Annotated in this window: 16 protein-coding genes and 1 riboswitch; of the genes, 6 read left to right on the top strand and 10 right to left on the bottom strand. The window is 61.7% G+C overall.

Annotated features, from left to right (window positions below; translation table 11 throughout):
• The first annotated feature begins 1 nt into the window (after position 1).
• Together ACROHD_RS16395 and ACROHD_RS16390 are read left to right on the top strand one after the other, a co-directional pair.
• Positions 2-1,345, top strand: coding sequence for a cytochrome b (locus ACROHD_RS16395; protein ID WP_432679415.1), 1,344 nt, complete (start codon positions 2-4; stop codon positions 1,343-1,345).
• A 19-nt stretch (positions 1,346-1,364) separates the two neighbouring features.
• Positions 1,365-2,162 carry a cytochrome c1 gene (locus ACROHD_RS16390; protein WP_432679413.1) on the top strand — a complete coding sequence of 266 codons (798 nt, stop codon included), beginning with the start codon at positions 1,365-1,367 and terminating at the stop codon, positions 2,160-2,162.
• A 49-nt stretch (positions 2,163-2,211) separates the two neighbouring features.
• Here ACROHD_RS16390 and ACROHD_RS16385 read toward each other — a convergent pair whose 3' ends face one another.
• The 3 genes from ACROHD_RS16385 to thiB are packed head-to-tail and all read right to left on the bottom strand — an operon-like array spanning position 2,212 to position 5,415.
• Complete coding sequence (locus tag ACROHD_RS16385) at positions 2,212-2,901, bottom strand: thiamine ABC transporter ATP-binding protein (protein ID WP_432679411.1); 690 nt, start codon at positions 2,899-2,901, stop codon at positions 2,212-2,214.
• Positions 2,888-4,453 carry a thiamine/thiamine pyrophosphate ABC transporter permease ThiP gene (locus ACROHD_RS16380; RefSeq protein WP_432679409.1) on the bottom strand — a complete coding sequence of 522 codons (1,566 nt, stop codon included), beginning with the start codon at positions 4,451-4,453 and terminating at the stop codon, positions 2,888-2,890. The genes ACROHD_RS16385 and ACROHD_RS16380 overlap by 14 nt, the downstream gene beginning before the upstream one ends.
• The gene (gene thiB, locus ACROHD_RS16375) at positions 4,429-5,415 is read right to left on the bottom strand and encodes a thiamine ABC transporter substrate binding subunit (RefSeq protein ID WP_432679407.1); all 987 of its coding nucleotides are present in this window, start codon (positions 5,413-5,415) and stop codon (positions 4,429-4,431) included. Before thiB ends, ACROHD_RS16380 begins: the two co-directional genes overlap by 25 nt.
• A gap of 44 nt (positions 5,416-5,459) precedes the next feature.
• Positions 5,460-5,562, bottom strand: a riboswitch (TPP riboswitch).
• A 338-nt stretch (positions 5,563-5,900) separates the two neighbouring features.
• On the opposite strand from thiB, the gene ACROHD_RS16370 reads away from it, so the two are divergent.
• The 3 genes from ACROHD_RS16370 to ACROHD_RS16360 all read left to right on the top strand — a co-directional run bounded on the left by ACROHD_RS16370 (position 5,901) and on the right by ACROHD_RS16360 (position 9,064).
• Positions 5,901-7,118 (top strand): flavin monoamine oxidase family protein, encoded by a 1,218-nt coding sequence (locus tag ACROHD_RS16370; protein ID WP_432679405.1) that lies wholly within the window; start codon positions 5,901-5,903, stop codon positions 7,116-7,118.
• Positions 7,119-7,185: 67 nt separating this feature from the next.
• Positions 7,186-8,286 (top strand): chorismate synthase, encoded by a 1,101-nt coding sequence (aroC, locus tag ACROHD_RS16365; RefSeq protein ID WP_432679403.1) that lies wholly within the window; start codon positions 7,186-7,188, stop codon positions 8,284-8,286.
• Positions 8,287-8,356: 70 nt separating this feature from the next.
• Complete coding sequence (locus tag ACROHD_RS16360) at positions 8,357-9,064, top strand: hypothetical protein (RefSeq protein WP_432679401.1); 708 nt, start codon at positions 8,357-8,359, stop codon at positions 9,062-9,064.
• Between the two features lie 7 nt (positions 9,065-9,071).
• Here ACROHD_RS16360 and ACROHD_RS16355 read toward each other — a convergent pair whose 3' ends face one another.
• From ACROHD_RS16355 to ACROHD_RS16340, 4 genes are all read right to left on the bottom strand, one after another.
• Positions 9,072-9,470: a thioredoxin family protein gene (locus ACROHD_RS16355; protein ID WP_432679399.1), complete on the bottom strand. Its 399-nt coding sequence runs from the start codon at positions 9,468-9,470 to the stop codon at positions 9,072-9,074.
• A gap of 12 nt (positions 9,471-9,482) precedes the next feature.
• A complete protein-coding gene (locus ACROHD_RS16350) occupies positions 9,483-10,202 on the bottom strand; it encodes a cytochrome c biogenesis CcdA family protein (protein WP_432679397.1) in 720 nt (239 codons plus the stop codon).
• A 68-nt stretch (positions 10,203-10,270) separates the two neighbouring features.
• Positions 10,271-11,143 (bottom strand): DMT family transporter, encoded by an 873-nt coding sequence (locus ACROHD_RS16345; protein ID WP_432679395.1) that lies wholly within the window; start codon positions 11,141-11,143, stop codon positions 10,271-10,273.
• A 55-nt stretch (positions 11,144-11,198) separates the two neighbouring features.
• On the bottom strand, positions 11,199-11,885 hold the full coding sequence (locus tag ACROHD_RS16340) for a helix-turn-helix transcriptional regulator (RefSeq protein WP_432679393.1): 687 nt from the start codon (positions 11,883-11,885) through the stop codon (positions 11,199-11,201).
• Positions 11,886-11,965: 80 nt separating this feature from the next.
• On the opposite strand from ACROHD_RS16340, the gene ACROHD_RS16335 reads away from it, so the two are divergent.
• On the top strand, positions 11,966-12,580 hold the full coding sequence (locus tag ACROHD_RS16335; RefSeq protein WP_432679391.1) for a glutathione S-transferase family protein: 615 nt from the start codon (positions 11,966-11,968) through the stop codon (positions 12,578-12,580).
• A 66-nt stretch (positions 12,581-12,646) separates the two neighbouring features.
• On the opposite strand, the gene ACROHD_RS16330 is transcribed toward ACROHD_RS16335, so the two are convergent.
• From ACROHD_RS16330 to ACROHD_RS20795, 3 genes are all read right to left on the bottom strand, one after another.
• Complete coding sequence (locus tag ACROHD_RS16330) at positions 12,647-12,937, bottom strand: HU family DNA-binding protein (RefSeq protein ID WP_071691181.1); 291 nt, start codon at positions 12,935-12,937, stop codon at positions 12,647-12,649.
• Between the two features lie 131 nt (positions 12,938-13,068).
• Entirely contained in the window at positions 13,069-14,553 is a 1,485-nt protein-coding gene (locus ACROHD_RS16325) for an AMP nucleosidase (RefSeq protein ID WP_432679389.1), read from the bottom strand.
• Positions 14,550-14,658 (bottom strand): adenine deaminase C-terminal domain-containing protein (locus ACROHD_RS20795; RefSeq protein WP_490166578.1); only part of this gene is annotated, 109 nt, incomplete at its 5' end. The genes ACROHD_RS20795 and ACROHD_RS16325, both read right to left, overlap by 4 nt.

Below are 14,658 nucleotides of genomic sequence, written 5' to 3'. Positions count from 1 at the left end.
CATGTCCGGCATTCCCCACGACCATTACGAGCCGAAATCCAACGCGGAAAAGTGGCTGCACCGCCGCCTTCCCATCGTCGGCCTGCTCTATGACACCCTGATGATCCCCACACCCAAGAACCTTAACTGGATGTGGATCTGGGGCATCGTTCTGGCCTTCTGCCTTGTTCTGCAGATCGTCACCGGCATCATCCTGGTGATGCACTACACCCCGCATGTCGATCTGGCCTTCGCCTCGGTCGAGCACATCATGCGCAACGTGAACGGTGGCTGGGCCATCCGTTACATCCACATGAACGGCGCTTCGCTATTCTTCATTGCCGTATATCTGCATATCTTCCGCGGTCTTTACTACGGCTCTTACAAAGCCCCGCGCGAAGTGACGTGGATCATCGGGATGCTGATCTACCTGATGATGATGGGCACCGCCTTCATGGGCTATGTTCTGCCCTGGGGTCAGATGTCGTTCTGGGGCGCCACGGTGATCACCGGCCTCTTCGGCGCGATCCCTTTTATCGGCGACTCGATCCAGACCTGGCTTCTTGGCGGACCCGCAGTGGACAACGCCACGCTGAACCGCTTCCTGTCGCTGCACTATCTGCTGCCCTTCGTGATTGCGGGCCTTGTGGTTGTCCATATCTGGGCCTTCCACCACACCGGCAACAACAACCCCACGGGTGTTGAAGTGCGCCGTTCCTCGCGCAAGGAAGCAGACGCCGACACGCTGCCCTTCTGGCCGTATTTCGTGATCAAGGACGTCTTTGCTCTGGCCGTTGTCTTGGTTGGTTTCTTCGTGGTTGTCGGCTTCATGCCGAACCTGCTTGGCCACCCTGACAACTACATCGAAGCCAACGCCCTGGCGACGCCTGCACACATCGTTCCGGAATGGTACTTCCTGCCCTTCTACGCGATCCTGCGTGCCTTCGACGGCGATGTTTGGGTCGTGATCGCGGCCAGCTGGCTGACCGGTGGCATCATCGACGCCAAGTTCTTCGGTGTGATCGCGATGTTCGGCGCAATCGCCGTGATGGCCATCGTTCCGTGGCTCGATACATCGTCGGTGCGCTCCGGTCGCTATCGTCCGATGTTCAAGTGGTGGTTCGCCCTGCTGGTCGTCGACTTCATGGTGTTGATGTGGGTTGGCGCCCGCCCGGCGGAAGGGATCTATCCCTACATCGCCCTGATCGGGTCGGCCTACTGGTTCGCCTACTTCCTGGTGATCCTGCCGCTGCTTGGCATCTTCGAGAAGCCGCTGCCGCAGCCCGCGACCATCGAGGAAGACTTCAAAGAGCACTACGGCAAGTCCGGGTCCAACGGCGACAACGCCGCGACCCCGGCCGAGTAAAAGAAAAGGACTGAATAACATGTTCAGGAAACTTGCACTCACCGCGCTGACTGCCGTTGCTCTGGCTGGCACCCCGGCGCTGGCGGCTGGCGAAGGCGGTCACGTGGAGAACATCCGCTTCTCCTTCGACGGGCCCTTCGGCACCTATGACCAGAACCAGCTGCAGCGCGGCCTTCAGGTTTACACCGAAGTCTGCGCGGCCTGCCACGGCCTGCGTTATGTCCCGATCCGGAGCCTGTCAGACGAAGACGGCCCCGGCATCCCACCGGATCAGGTGCGCGCCTATATCGAACAGAACTTCATCGAAGTCTGGGACGAAGACCTGCGCGACTACCGTACTGCTACTCCGAACGACAACTTCCCGGAAAACACCGCAGCCGGCGCACCCGATCTCAGCCTGATGGCAAAGGCACGCCTTGGCTTCCACGGCCCGTGGGGCACCGGGCTGAACTCGCTGGTCAATGGCATCGGTGGCCCGGAATACATTGCTGCGCTTCTCACCGGCTATAACGGCCATGACGAAGAAATGGCTGGTACGTTCCTTTATGGCAACGACGTCTTCCCCGGTGGCCTGCTCTCGATGGCGCCGCCGCTCTATGACGGGCAGGTGGAATTCAACGACGGTCACGCCAACGACGTGCACCACATGGCCGAAGATGTCGCCGCCTTCCTGATGTGGGCCGCAGAACCAGAGATGATGGCGCGCAAGCGGATGGGCTTTACGGCCGTTATCCTGCTGCTGGTGCTGTCGACGATGCTCTACCTCACCAACAAGCGCATCTGGGCGCCGGTGAAGCGGGCCGCCAAGGAAAGCTGATCCATCAGCAAACGACCTAAGAAACGCGCCCTTTGGGGCGCGTTTTTTGTTACAACCAGGGGATCAGCGGTGCGGGAGGATCGGCCAGCATGGGGTGCAACGCCCCGCTTAGCGTGATGGAGCCGTCTTCGAGCAGGCACAAATCGGTACACAACCGTTCCGCATCACGCAGATCGTGGCTGACCATCACCAAGGTCAGATCTTCTGCCGTACAAAGATCACCCACCAATGCCAGCATCTCTCGCTTTAGGCCCGGGTCTAGCGCCGCAAAGGGTTCGTCCAGCAATGCCAACGGCTTGCGCCGAAGCAACATCCGCGCCAAAGCCACACGCGACCGTTGGCCTCCGGACAGGTCGCCGGGCTTGCGGTCGCCCTTGTCTTTAAGACCGACCTGATCCAGCGCACGGGCTACATTGGCGCGGTCTTCCTCGTCCAGCTTCAGGCTCGGCTTTACCCCAAGCGCAACATTGTCGAACGCTGTCAGATGCGGAAACAGGTTGCCCTCCTGAAACAGGATCGACAGGGGCCGGTCCTGCACCGGCCAATCCGTCACTTCCTGCCCATCCATCAGAATGCGCCCCGCATCGGGCCGCAGAAAGCCCGCGATGGCGCTAAGCATTGTCGTCTTGCCCCCACCTGATGGACCAAGAACCGCCAGCCGTGCTCCCCTGGGAACCGACAGATCTGCAGCCAGGGTAAACCCCTCGAACCCAAGCAAAACGCTTTCAAGTCGCAGCATTCACCCGCCCTCCGCGGTCAAAGATCCAGAAAAGTGCAAGGCTTAGCACCAGCAACACCAGCGCCGCCGCTTCCGCATCATCCGTGCGATACGCCCCCCTGAGGCGGAGCATTTCCAACGGCAGCGTTCCCTCCTGCGGCGCCGCAAACAATGTGATGACGCCAAGATCCCCCATCGACATCGCCGCCGCCAGCCCCGCCCCGAACCCAAGCGGCCTGCGAATTCGTGGCAACAGTACGTGGCGCAAACGCTGCCAGCCCGTCATCCCAAGCGAATCCGCTAAGGGGCCATAGCCCGCCTCGGCCGCTTGAATAGCAGGCACAAGGGCACGCAGCAGGAAAGGTAGCGCCGCCAATGCGTTGACCAAGCCGGTAACCGGCAGGGCGGAACTGGACGGGTTCACGTATGGCCGCAGGATCAGGAAAATCCCGGTGCCAATCACCAGGGGCGACACGGCGATCGACAAGGCACCTATGGTTTCCAGCAACCCCCTCGCCCGCCCTCGTGCGATCAACATGGCCATGGGCAAAGCCGCAAGAACCGCCAACGCGGCCGTGGCAAGTGACAGCAAGACAGACCGCTCAGCCGCGACCCAGACCGAACCGGGCAAAGTCAGCACACCGCCGATCCCACGCACCAGAACGGCCAGAATCGGCAACATCAGGAACAGAGCGGCAAGCGCAATGGCTAGCCAGTCGCCCGCCCTCTGCACAGCGCTTTGCCGGTCAAAACGTTCCAATGGCCGGTCAAGCCCCGTGCCCATGGCCGCAGGCACCGCAACGCGCAGCACCATAAGCCCCGCCACCACGCAGATCGCAACCTGAACCAGCCCCAGCATCGCAGCGCGACCGAGGTCAAACTCATATCGGAAAGCCTGATATATCGCGAGCTCGACCGTCGTGGCGCGCGGTCCGCCGCCAAGGATCAGGGCCACCGCGAAAGAGGTGGTGCAGATCAGGAAGATCACCAACAACGCCCCTGGCGCTACCTGCCTCAGCATCGGCCATTCCATGTGTCTGGCGATATCGCGGGGGCTGAAGCCCAGTGTCGCGGCCAACCGGAACCGTTCAGCCGGAATCGCCAGCCAACCTTGCAGGAACAGCCGCACTGCAAGGGGAAGGTTGAAAAACACATGGGCCAGAATGACCCCGTGGGCACCGTAGATTTCAAGGCCAGGCAAGCCGAGCGCCGCCAGTCCTTCGTTCAGGATGCCCTGCCGCCCAAAGATGGAAATCAGGCCAAAGACAGCGACGATTACCGGCAGGATAAAGGGTGCGCCCATAAGCGCGATCAGCGCTGTGCGCCCGGGGAACCGGCGCCGGGCCAGGGCGCGCGCGACAGGGATCGCCAGCGCGACACTGAACAGCGCCGACAGGCCCGCTTGCCAGATGGTGAAGCGGATGGCGGACAGATCGGCGGGACCAAGCCCCGAGATGGACTCGGCCCGCCACAGAACCGCGCCTAGCGGTCCCAGAACGGCCAGCAGGACGAGCGCGGCAATCGCAACGCCCGCCCCCTGAACCGCGCTTATTGGCTGAGCGCGGCTTGCCATTCGGCCAGCGCCTGATCCCGCAGATCCTGCGATACCTCAGGGCTGAGCAACAGGGCCGTCTCTGGGACAACGAGCGTCTCGAACCCTTCGGGCAAATCCTCGGCAGGAAGGGCAGCGGGATACATCCAGTTAGTCGTGGGAATGATCTGCTGGAAGGCCGGAGAGATCATGAACTCCATGAACTGGTGCGCAAGCTCCATCTCATTGGAAATATTGATGATTCCAGCAACCTCCACCTGCATGTAATGGCCCTCTTCAAAAGCCGCGACGGTGTGGCTGTCATCCTCTTCCGCGATCAGGTGATAGGCGGGCGAGGTGGTGTAGGAGAGCACCATATCGGCCTCACCTTCCAGATAGAGCCCATAGGCTTCGGACCAGCCTGGCGTGACGGTGACAATGTTGTCGGCCAGCCCTTCCCAGATGCTTGCGGCCTCATCGCCATAGGCGGCTTTCACCCACATCAACAGCCCGAGACCTGGAGTGGAGGACCGGGGATCCTGGATCACGATGCGTAGATCGCTATCGGCTAGCTCGCGGAAATTCGACGGGGAATTTTCCAGATCGGTTCCGTGAACGAAGGCGAAGTACCCCCAGTCATAGGGGAGGAATTGGGGATCGTCCCAAGATATTGGCATGGTGAGGGCGTCGGCTGTGAGGCCGTGCGGCGCGATGAGATCCATCTCTCGGGCCGCGGCGATGAGGTTGGTGTCAAGGCCGAGAACGACATCCGCGCCTGTCTGGGCGCCCTCAAGAAAAAGCCGCGCCAGAAGCGCCGCGCCATCGCCTGCACCGACGAATTGCAGGTCACAATCGCAGGTTTCCTCAAAGGCCGCTTCGATCGCCGGGCCGGGGCCCCAATCGGACACGAAGCTGTCGTAAGTATATACAATCAATGCGGAATCTTGCGCCATTGCCGTGCTGGCAAGAAGGGCAAATCCCGTGGCGATGATGGGTGTTTTCATAGTCACAGTCTCCATTTCGCGACGGGCGGTGGAGAAGTGGCGGGATGTGCCCGCTTAACCTTCCCTCCGCCGGTCCTAACCGGTTCAGGTTCAACGGGTTCGCGTGGTGCATCTCAGGCCCTTTTAGGGCCACCCCGAGGTAAGGGTGCAGGTAGCGCAGATCGCGCCCGGCGGCAAGGGATTCCCGTAGAAAGAAGGGGGCACCCCCCGTACACCACCCGCGTATAAGGGAACGCGGTTTCGCCGCGCATTGCGCGTCGACCCGGGGGCGGCCCTCCTCAACCCCCGGCTTTCGCCGGAGGCCTCGTCGGTCCGCGTTGCCACGGAAGAATGTGGACGGTCGGCGCATCGGGTCGGAGGGTGGTACGGTTGTCTGGGTCAGGATGCCCCCGGCGGAGCTGTTTCCCGCCAGGATGAAGAAGCGGGATTGCTGGACATACCGTGCTGGCGCACCATGCATGGGTGGCATTGGAGGAAAAGAGGTCATGCAGCGGCGCAGCGTATTGACAGGATTGGCAGCGGGGATGTGCGGGGCCTTTCTGCCGGTGAATCGCGGGATGGCAAGCGGTGTGAGACTGACAGGCTATCTGCGCACGAACTGGAGCCGGGACCGGTTCAGCTACGGATCCTATTCCTACACACCGCGCGGGGTGTACCGGGCTGCGAATCGGACTTTGGCGGAGCCGGTGGCGGCGCGCATCTTTTTCGCAGGCGAGGCGGCAAATCCCGAGTACAGCAGTACCGTGCACGCGGCCTATGAATCGGCGGAGCACGCGGTGGCGGCCCTAGAGGAAGAGGATCACGAAGACATCGCGGTCGTCGGGGCCGGCATTTCCGGGTTGCGCACAGCCCAATGGCTTGCTGACGAAGGCTATGACGTAACAGCTTACGAGGCGCGAGACCGGATCGGCGGCCGTCTCTGGACTGACCGGAGCCTTGGGGTACCCCTGGACATGGGTGCGAGCTGGATTCACGGGCTGGAGGGCAATCCGCTTGTGGATCTGGCCGATGAGGCGGGTGTTGAGCTGATCGAGACAGGCGATGACAGCGTCGTTCGGATGCGGGATGGCGCATTGTTGGCGCCTGAGGAGGTGCCAGACTGGCTTGAGGAAGTCATTTCCGTTCAGCACAACGCGGGCGCACAGCGCGCTGAGATCAATCTTGCGGCATTTCTGGCACCAGGTGATTACGGTGGGCCAGAGGCGGTTCTGCGTGAAGGCTATGACCTGCTCTTGCCGGAACTGGCCGGGGAGTATGCACTTTTGACGGGCCATGATCTGCGGCGTGTCACGCTGGACGGAGATGTCCGGCTTGGCTTTGCCGATGGAACGGAAGCGCGGCATGATGCGGTTGTGCTGACGGTGCCGTTGGGGGTTTTGCAGCAGGGCGTGATCAGTTTCGTCCCCCCCCTGCCCCAGCGCAAACGAGAGGCCATAGGCGCTTTGGGGATGGGTTTGCTGGACAAGCTCTACCTGCGGTTCGATGCGCCGTTCTGGGAAGGGGACCCGAGCTGGATTGTGACCGCTGATACGGGATTGCCGCGCGGGCAATTCAACCAGTGGCTTAATCTGGCGGACGTTTTCGGCGAGCCGATCCTTATGGGGATCAACGGAGCCGATGCGGCGCGGGACCTGGCCGGGCTTGAGGACGAGGCCATGATCAGCGTGGCGTTGACCGTGTTGGAGCGGGCCTATGGGCTGTAGGGGCCATATGAGCCTTGGATTCCGGGGCTTGGCACGCTAACCGGGGGCAGGAAAACGGAGCGCCCCCATGTCCATGAACAGCTTTGGCCATCTTTTTCGAGTTACCACCTGGGGCGAGAGCCATGGGCCCGCGCTTGGTGCGACGGTGGATGGCTGCCCTCCGGGTGTGCCGATCGAGGCCGATGCGTTGCAGCACTGGCTGGACAAGCGCAAACCGGGGCAGAACAAATACACCACGCAGCGGCGTGAGCCCGATCGGGTGGAGATCCTGTCCGGCGTTTTTGAGGGCGTCAGCACGGGCACGCCCATTCAGTTGATGATCCGCAACACCGATCAACGGTCGAAGGATTATGGCGATATCGCCGAGAAGTTCCGGCCCGGACATGCCGACATCACCTATTGGCAGAAATACGGCATCCGCGACTATCGCGGTGGCGGGCGGTCCAGTGCGCGCGAAACGGCGGCGCGGGTGGCTGCGGGCGGCGTGGCACGCGAGGCGCTGAAGCAGCTGGTGCCGGGGCTGTCTATCACGGGGTACATGGTGCAGATGGGCCCGCATGGGATTGATCGCGGCCGGTTCGACTGGGATGAGATCGAACGCAATCCATTCTGGGTACCGGACGCGCAGGCAGCGGCGGACTGGGCCGAGTATCTGGACGGGCTGCGCAAGTCTGGCGACAGCGTTGGTGCGATTATCGAGGTAACCGTGCGCGGGATGCCTGCGGGATTGGGCGCGCCGATCTATGGCAAACTGGACACGGATCTGGCCGCCGCGATGATGTCGATCAACGCCGTGAAGGGCGTCGAGATCGGCGAAGGAATGAACGCCGCCAGCCTGACCGGCAGCGACAATGCGGATGAGATTCGCATGGGGCCTGACGGGCCGGTCTATAGCTCGAACCATGCGGGTGGGATTCTGGGTGGGATATCCACCGGGCAGGATGTGGTTGTGCGGTTCTCGGTCAAGCCGACCTCGTCTATTCTGACCACCCGAAAGACCATAACAAAATCCGGCGAAGAGACTGATATTATTACAAAAGGTCGCCATGATCCTTGCGTGGGAATCCGCGCTGTACCGGTGGCCGAGGCGATGGCGGCTTGCGTTCTGCTGGATCATGTTCTGCTGCATCGTGGCCAGATTGGGGCAAACCGCGGGCAAATCGGCTAAATTTTCCCCTAATTTCTCCATTCTCCGTTGATAGCTGTGATGCTCACGCGATGTCCTCGGAGCTTGGCTCATGCTGAAAACGTTCATCCTGTCGGAATCCGGTGCAGTGACCACGGACTACGTGGTGCTGTGTTCTGGCGTGGTGGGTGTTGGAATTGCAGTGCTGAATTCCACTTCCGCCGGGGTCGAGAACCTGGCCGCTGACATCGACGCCGCCCTGCGAGGCGAAATCGTGAATACCACCTTTGCACGACAGAGCTACTTCGATGATTTCGAGAACGGCGCTGGCTTTTGGTTTGGGGGTGTAACCGACGATTCGGATCCGGCTTATGGCGGGCTGCTTGGGCCCTATGGCGGCAGCGGTGGGGCCGAGATTGTGACCCGGACCTATGACCTGATGTCTGGGTATGACACGGCAGTGATCGAGTTTGACCTGCATGCCATCGACAGCTGGGACAATGAAGAGTTCATCATGTTCGTGGACGGCAACCCAATCAGTTCGCATAGCTTTTCGTGGCAATCTGACGGGGTGACAGACAGTTGGACCACATCAGACGGGAACTATAGTGTCACGATCGAACCATCGGGGGACCGTGGGCATATCGGTTACAGCTCATCCTGGGTGGATCAGAGCTTCTCCGTGCGCGTGGAAGTAACCGATCCGGGCCCGTCGATGACCGTCGGATTCGGATCAACTTTGAACCAGAACGTTGCCGATGAAAGCTGGGGCGTGGACAATGTCGCCGTGACATCGACCAACGACCCATCCGAGGTTTGATCCCCGGTCAGCTAAGCCCCAAATCCATCAGAGATTGAATTGCAGACCGGCTGGTTCCCGCTACGATGCGGCCTAGTTCCTGCTCTCCGCGCAAGACAACCAGCGTAGACCGGCGCGGGATTTGCAGGCTTTGGGCCAGCTCGCCACGGCCATAGGTGTCCCAATCCACACGAATGAAGGTCATCGCTGCATCATAGGCCGGGTTCTCGGTTCGTAGCGCCTCGACATGGCGTTCCTGGGTGCGGCAGGTCGAGCACCATGGCGCGAAGAAATCTACAAACAGCGTTTCGCCAGCGGCAAGGCGCTGCTGTACGAGGCCCGGGGTGTAGTCGATATTCGTGGCGCCCGCACGGCCCGCCAGCAACAGCGCGGCCCCGCCCATGATCATCAATTCGCGTCGGTTCATCGGGTATCTCCCTTACAGGGCCACTGAGAGATCTTGCAGCCAATAGGGCAAGACATCGAGCAGCCAGTTTTCTATGACATGGTGCCAGCGCAGCAGGATCGCCGTGCCGACAAGGATGAAGATGCCGCCAAGCAGCGGGCGGGATCGTTCGGCAATCGCCTGCATCAGCGCCCGGCGGCGTTGAAAGAAGGACCGCGCGCCGTAGCCCAACGCCAGGATGATGGTGGACACGCCAAACGCGAAGAACACCATGATCGCAGCCGCGCGGCCGATCTGTTCACCGGCGCTGGCCAGTGCGATGGCTCCGCCCAGGGTGGGCCCGACACAAGGCGACCAGACCGCGCCAAGCAACGCGCCGCCAATGGCCTGTCCCTGCCAGCCTTCGCGACCGTTAAGCGCCATCATCTGGCTATCCGCGCCGGATGACACGCCCGCCGTTGCAGTGGCGAAGGCGGCGGAAAAGCGGGGGATCAGAAGCACAAGGCCAAAGGCGATCATCAGAACCGCGCCCGCCTGCCCGACAGTCTGCTCATCAATCCCCACAGCCCGTCCGGCCAGCGCGACGGTCAGGCCGAGCGCAACGAAAGACAGGCTCATCCCCCCGGCCAGGGCCAGCGGGCCAAAGCGGCTGGCCTGCAAGGATCCCGCCAACACGATTGGCAGCACCGGCAGAACGCAGGGGTTGATCAGGGTCAGTAGACCCGCGCCATAGGCAAAGAGAAGCTCTAACATGCGCCTTTTCTGGCGCGGACGCGCTGTAATGTCATCTGACGCCTGCGTGAGCGGGCATCACAGTGACGTCAGCGCGCCGCGCGGGCCAGCTGCACCGCAAGGATACCCGCCGCGATAATCGTAACGCCGAGAATGTCGACCCAGCCCAAGCGTTCGCCAAGGATCGCCGCCGCGATGGCCACGCCGAAGAACGGGTTGAGGAAGTGGAAGGTCGCGCCACGCGTGGCCCCGATGCGTTGCACCAGCAGGAACCAGATCCAGGTGGCCAGCAGGCCGGGGGCGAAGACGGTGTAGGTGAAGGCCGCCAGTAATTGCCATGACCATTGCACCTCCAGCGTTTCGAAGATGAGCGCGAAGGGCAGCAGCACGGCGGACCCGACCAGCATCTGTAACCCTACGATCATCAGAACCCCACCGCTTCCCGCAGAGGACGCGCCGCGCACGGTGAGTGTTGCCACCGCGAGCGCCACAGCCCCGATCAGGCAGAGCGTGACGCCAAGCGGATCGACGCCGCCGCCAAGGCGCTGCGTCATGATCAGGGCAACACCTCCGAACCCTGCCATAAGGCCGAGGACACCCATAACGGGCAGTTTTTCGCGGAAGATCACCCAGTTTGCGGCGGCCACAATGAGCGGCATGGACGAAGCGATGATGGCGGCCAGCGATGCCTCGATCCACTGCATCGCCACGAAGTTAAGGCCCAGATAGAGCGCGTTTTGGCAGATGCCGAAGATGATGACTGACCGCCATTGCGCGCGGCTGAGGTTCCAGTTCTGGCCGAACATGCGGGCGAGGATCACGCCCACCGCACCGGAAATGGCAAAGCGCAGGGCCAGCGAGGCAATCGGCGGGGCGGCGGCCACGATGATGCGCGCGGACGAAAAGGCCGAGGACCAGATAAGAGCGAAAGCCAGCCCCATGGCGATTGCGCGCAGATCCATCCTCTGTCTCCGTTTCTTGCCCTGTTAACCGCCATAGCCTGCGGCGCTGGAAAGGTCAGCCCCCATTCCGCAACTGGTCAACGTAGTCGCGCAGCAGTGGCACCCGGTTCGGGCGGAAGGAGTCGTTTGTGTGTGTCAGAGCTTCGATCTGTTCGGGGTCGAATTTGCGAAATCCCTGCCGCAGGCAACACCATGCAAGTACGAACTGGCGCTGTTCCAGAAAGATCACCGAAAGGGGCCAGATCCGTCGTTTCGTAAGGGCCCCCAGCCGGTCGCGATAGGTGATATCGACGGCGCGTTCCTGCCAGGACGCCTGGCGCAACGGTTCCAGCAGGTCCGACGCGCGAGCAGAGGGGCGGAACCTGTAGACCATGCTGACCGCATGGGCCGCCTGTTGCGCCACGCGCTGCGGCAGGCGGGCCGTGATCTTGGACAAAGCCCGGTCCGCCGCTTCGGCCAAGGCACTGTCGCCGGTCGCGCTGACCTCTGACAGGCCCAGAACCAGCGCCTCTACCTCGTGCCGGTCAAACATCTGTGGTGGGACGGCGGGGTCTTCCGTCAGGCGGTAGCCATAGCCCGCCTCACCATCAATCAGCGCACCCGCCGCGCGCAGGCTGTCGATATCACGATAAAGCGTGCGTTCGGATACGCCGGTTTCCTCTGCCAGCCGCGCGGCGGTGACGGGCGCGGGCAGACTGCGCAACAGATGCAGCAGGCGGAACAGTCGGTCGGTGCGGGGCATAACGCTCCTGACGGAATCTGACAGGATAGGGGGAGCATAGAGAGATCACACGGCAACTCAACACAAGAAGGATCAATCCCGTGCTGACTCTTTATCACGCCCCTTTCAGCCGCTCGTCGCGGATCGTCGCCCTGATCGACGAACTGGGCTTACAGGACAGGGTTCACATCGAACCAGTTACCGTCCCGCGCATGGATGGCGGCGGCGGGCGCGACCCGAAGAACCCGCATCCAGAAGGCAAGGTGCCTCTGTTGGTCCATGACGGTGCGATGATCCGGGAATCAACGGCCATCGCGCTCTATCTGGCCGAACTGGCGCCAGAGGCCGGATTGGCCGGCCCTGTTGGCGCACCGGATCGCGGCACATTTCTAAGCTGGCTGGCATGGTATAGCGGCGTGCTGGAGCCGGTGATTGTTTTCACGCTGTGCGAGATGGACCACCCGGTACTGGCCACCACCTTTCGCGGTCTGCCTGAAGCCATCGACCGGCTGGCCGTGGCTCTGCACGGGCAGCCCTATCTGATGGGTGATGACTATACGGTCGCTGATCTGATCATCGCCTCGACCTTCAGCACGCTGCCACAGGTGATGCCCGAAAACCCGGATATTCAGGGTTGGGTTTCCCGCTGTGCGAACCGGCCGGCGATGAAACGCGCTGTGGCCTACGATGCAGAGCTGATGGCGGCAACGGCCTGAGGCGCTGCGCCAAATGAAAAGGGTCGCCCAGTGGGCGACCCTGATACTGTCGGATCGGTCCGGCGATTAGCCGTTCACGCTGTCCTTCAGGGCCTTCGCAATGGTCACTTTGACCACCTTGTCGGCTTCTTTCTTGATCTGCTCACCCGTTGCGGGGTTACGCACCATACGCTCGGGGCGCTCACGGCAATACACTTTGCCGATGCCCGGAAGGGTCACGGCGCCGCCAGCGGCGACTTCTTTGGACACAACGGCCGTTACGGCGTCGAGTGCGGCGGAAGCGGCTTTCTTGTCGCTGCCCATCTCTTCGGCGAGAGCCGCAACAAGCTGGGTCTTGGTCATGGGCTTTTGTGCCATGTTCTGTTCTCCTTAACTGCCCGAACCCATGGGGCTCGTTGCGGGAAAGCTACCCGAATATTGTAGGCACACACAATGACTAGTGTGCCATTTCCTCAAAAAACACGCATTTTGAGGCGTTTTCCCCGGCGTCACAGGAAGGCTGTCTCCTCGAAACTGCGCAATTTCCGGCTGTGGAGGCGTTCCAGCGGCATTTCCCGCAGGGTTTCCATGGCCCGGATTCCGATCAGCAAATGCCGCGAAACCTGCGTTTTGTAGAAGGCGCTGGCCATGCCGGGCAGCTTCAGTTCGCCATGCAGGGGCTTGTCCGATACGCAAAGCAACGTGCCATAGGGCACCCGAAACCGGAACCCGTTGGCCGCGATGGTGGCGCTTTCCATGTCCAGCGCAATGGCGCGGGACTGGGACAGACGATGCACCGGACCAGACTGATCGCGCAGTTCCCAGTTGCGGTTGTCGATGGTGGCGACAGTGCCGGTCCGCATGATCTTCTTCAGCTCATAGCCAGACACCTCGGCCACATCCGCCACAGCACCTTCCAGCGCAATCTGAACCTCGGCCAGGGCTGGGATGGGCACCCAGACCGGCAGGTCGTCGTCTAACACGTGATCTTCGCGCAGGTATGCGTGGGCAAGTACGAAATCTCCAAGGCTTTGGGAATTCCGCAGACCCGCGCAATGGCCCACCATCAGCCACACATGCGGGCGCAGAACGGCGATATGGTCAGTCGCCGTTTTGGCGTTTGACGGGCCGACGCCGATATTGACCAGCGTGATGCCGCCCCCGCCCTTTCGTTTCAGGTGATAGGTCGGCATCTGCGGCAGCTTGGCGGGCGTGTTCAACTGCTGATCGGGCGAGGTAATCACGTCATTCCCCGGCCCAACTAGCGCGGTGTAGCCACTGGCCTCATCCGCCAGCATCTGCCGGCCGTAAGCTACGAACTCCTCAACGTAGAACTGGTAGTTGGTGAACAGAACGTGGTTCTGGAAATGCTCCGGCCCCGTGGCCGTGTAATGCGACAGCCGCGCCAGCGAGTAATCCACCCGCTGCGCGGTGAACGGGGCCAGCGCGCCCGACCCATCCTCGTTCTTGAAACCGTAGCCGTTGACGATGTCGTCATTGGTGGTGCCAAGATCTGGCACGTCAAAGACGTCGCGCAGCGGGAAGGCCATGGCCCCGTCATGCGGGACTTGCAGATCGGCATCGTTCAGCACCGCGAAATGCACCGGGATCGGGGTTTGCGAGGCGCAGACGCAGACCGGCACGCCGTGATTGTCGATCAGCAGTTTGATCTGTTGGGTCAGGTAATACTGGAACAGATCAGGCCGCGTGACCGTGGTGGCATAGGTGCCCGGTTCCGCGACATGGCCAAAGGACAGGCGGCTGTCGACATGGCCATAGCTGGTCGTTGTAATCCTGATCTCGGGATAGAAGGCACGGTAGCGGCGGTCAGGCTGACCCGAGGCAATGACCTCGGAAAACCGGGCCTGAAGGAAGTTTGTTGCATCGGCATAAAGCTTTTGCAGATAACCCACGGCTTCGCCCGGATCAGAGAAATAGCGCGGCTCAGCCTCTTTCGGGGTTTCGAGCGGGAGTTGTTTGGAAACGGGGGTCATTGGTCGCCCTCCACAAAAAGAGAGGTCAGTTCGAACGTGGTCACGTCCACCAACCCGAGATCGGAGATACGCAAGGACGGAATGACCACAAGCGCCAGAAGGGAA

The sequence above is a fragment of the Nioella aestuarii genome, assembly GCF_050896395.1.
Lineage (GTDB): Bacteria > Pseudomonadota > Alphaproteobacteria > Rhodobacterales > Rhodobacteraceae > Nioella > Nioella aestuarii.
This window is presented reverse-complemented; position numbering and strand designations above follow the sequence as displayed.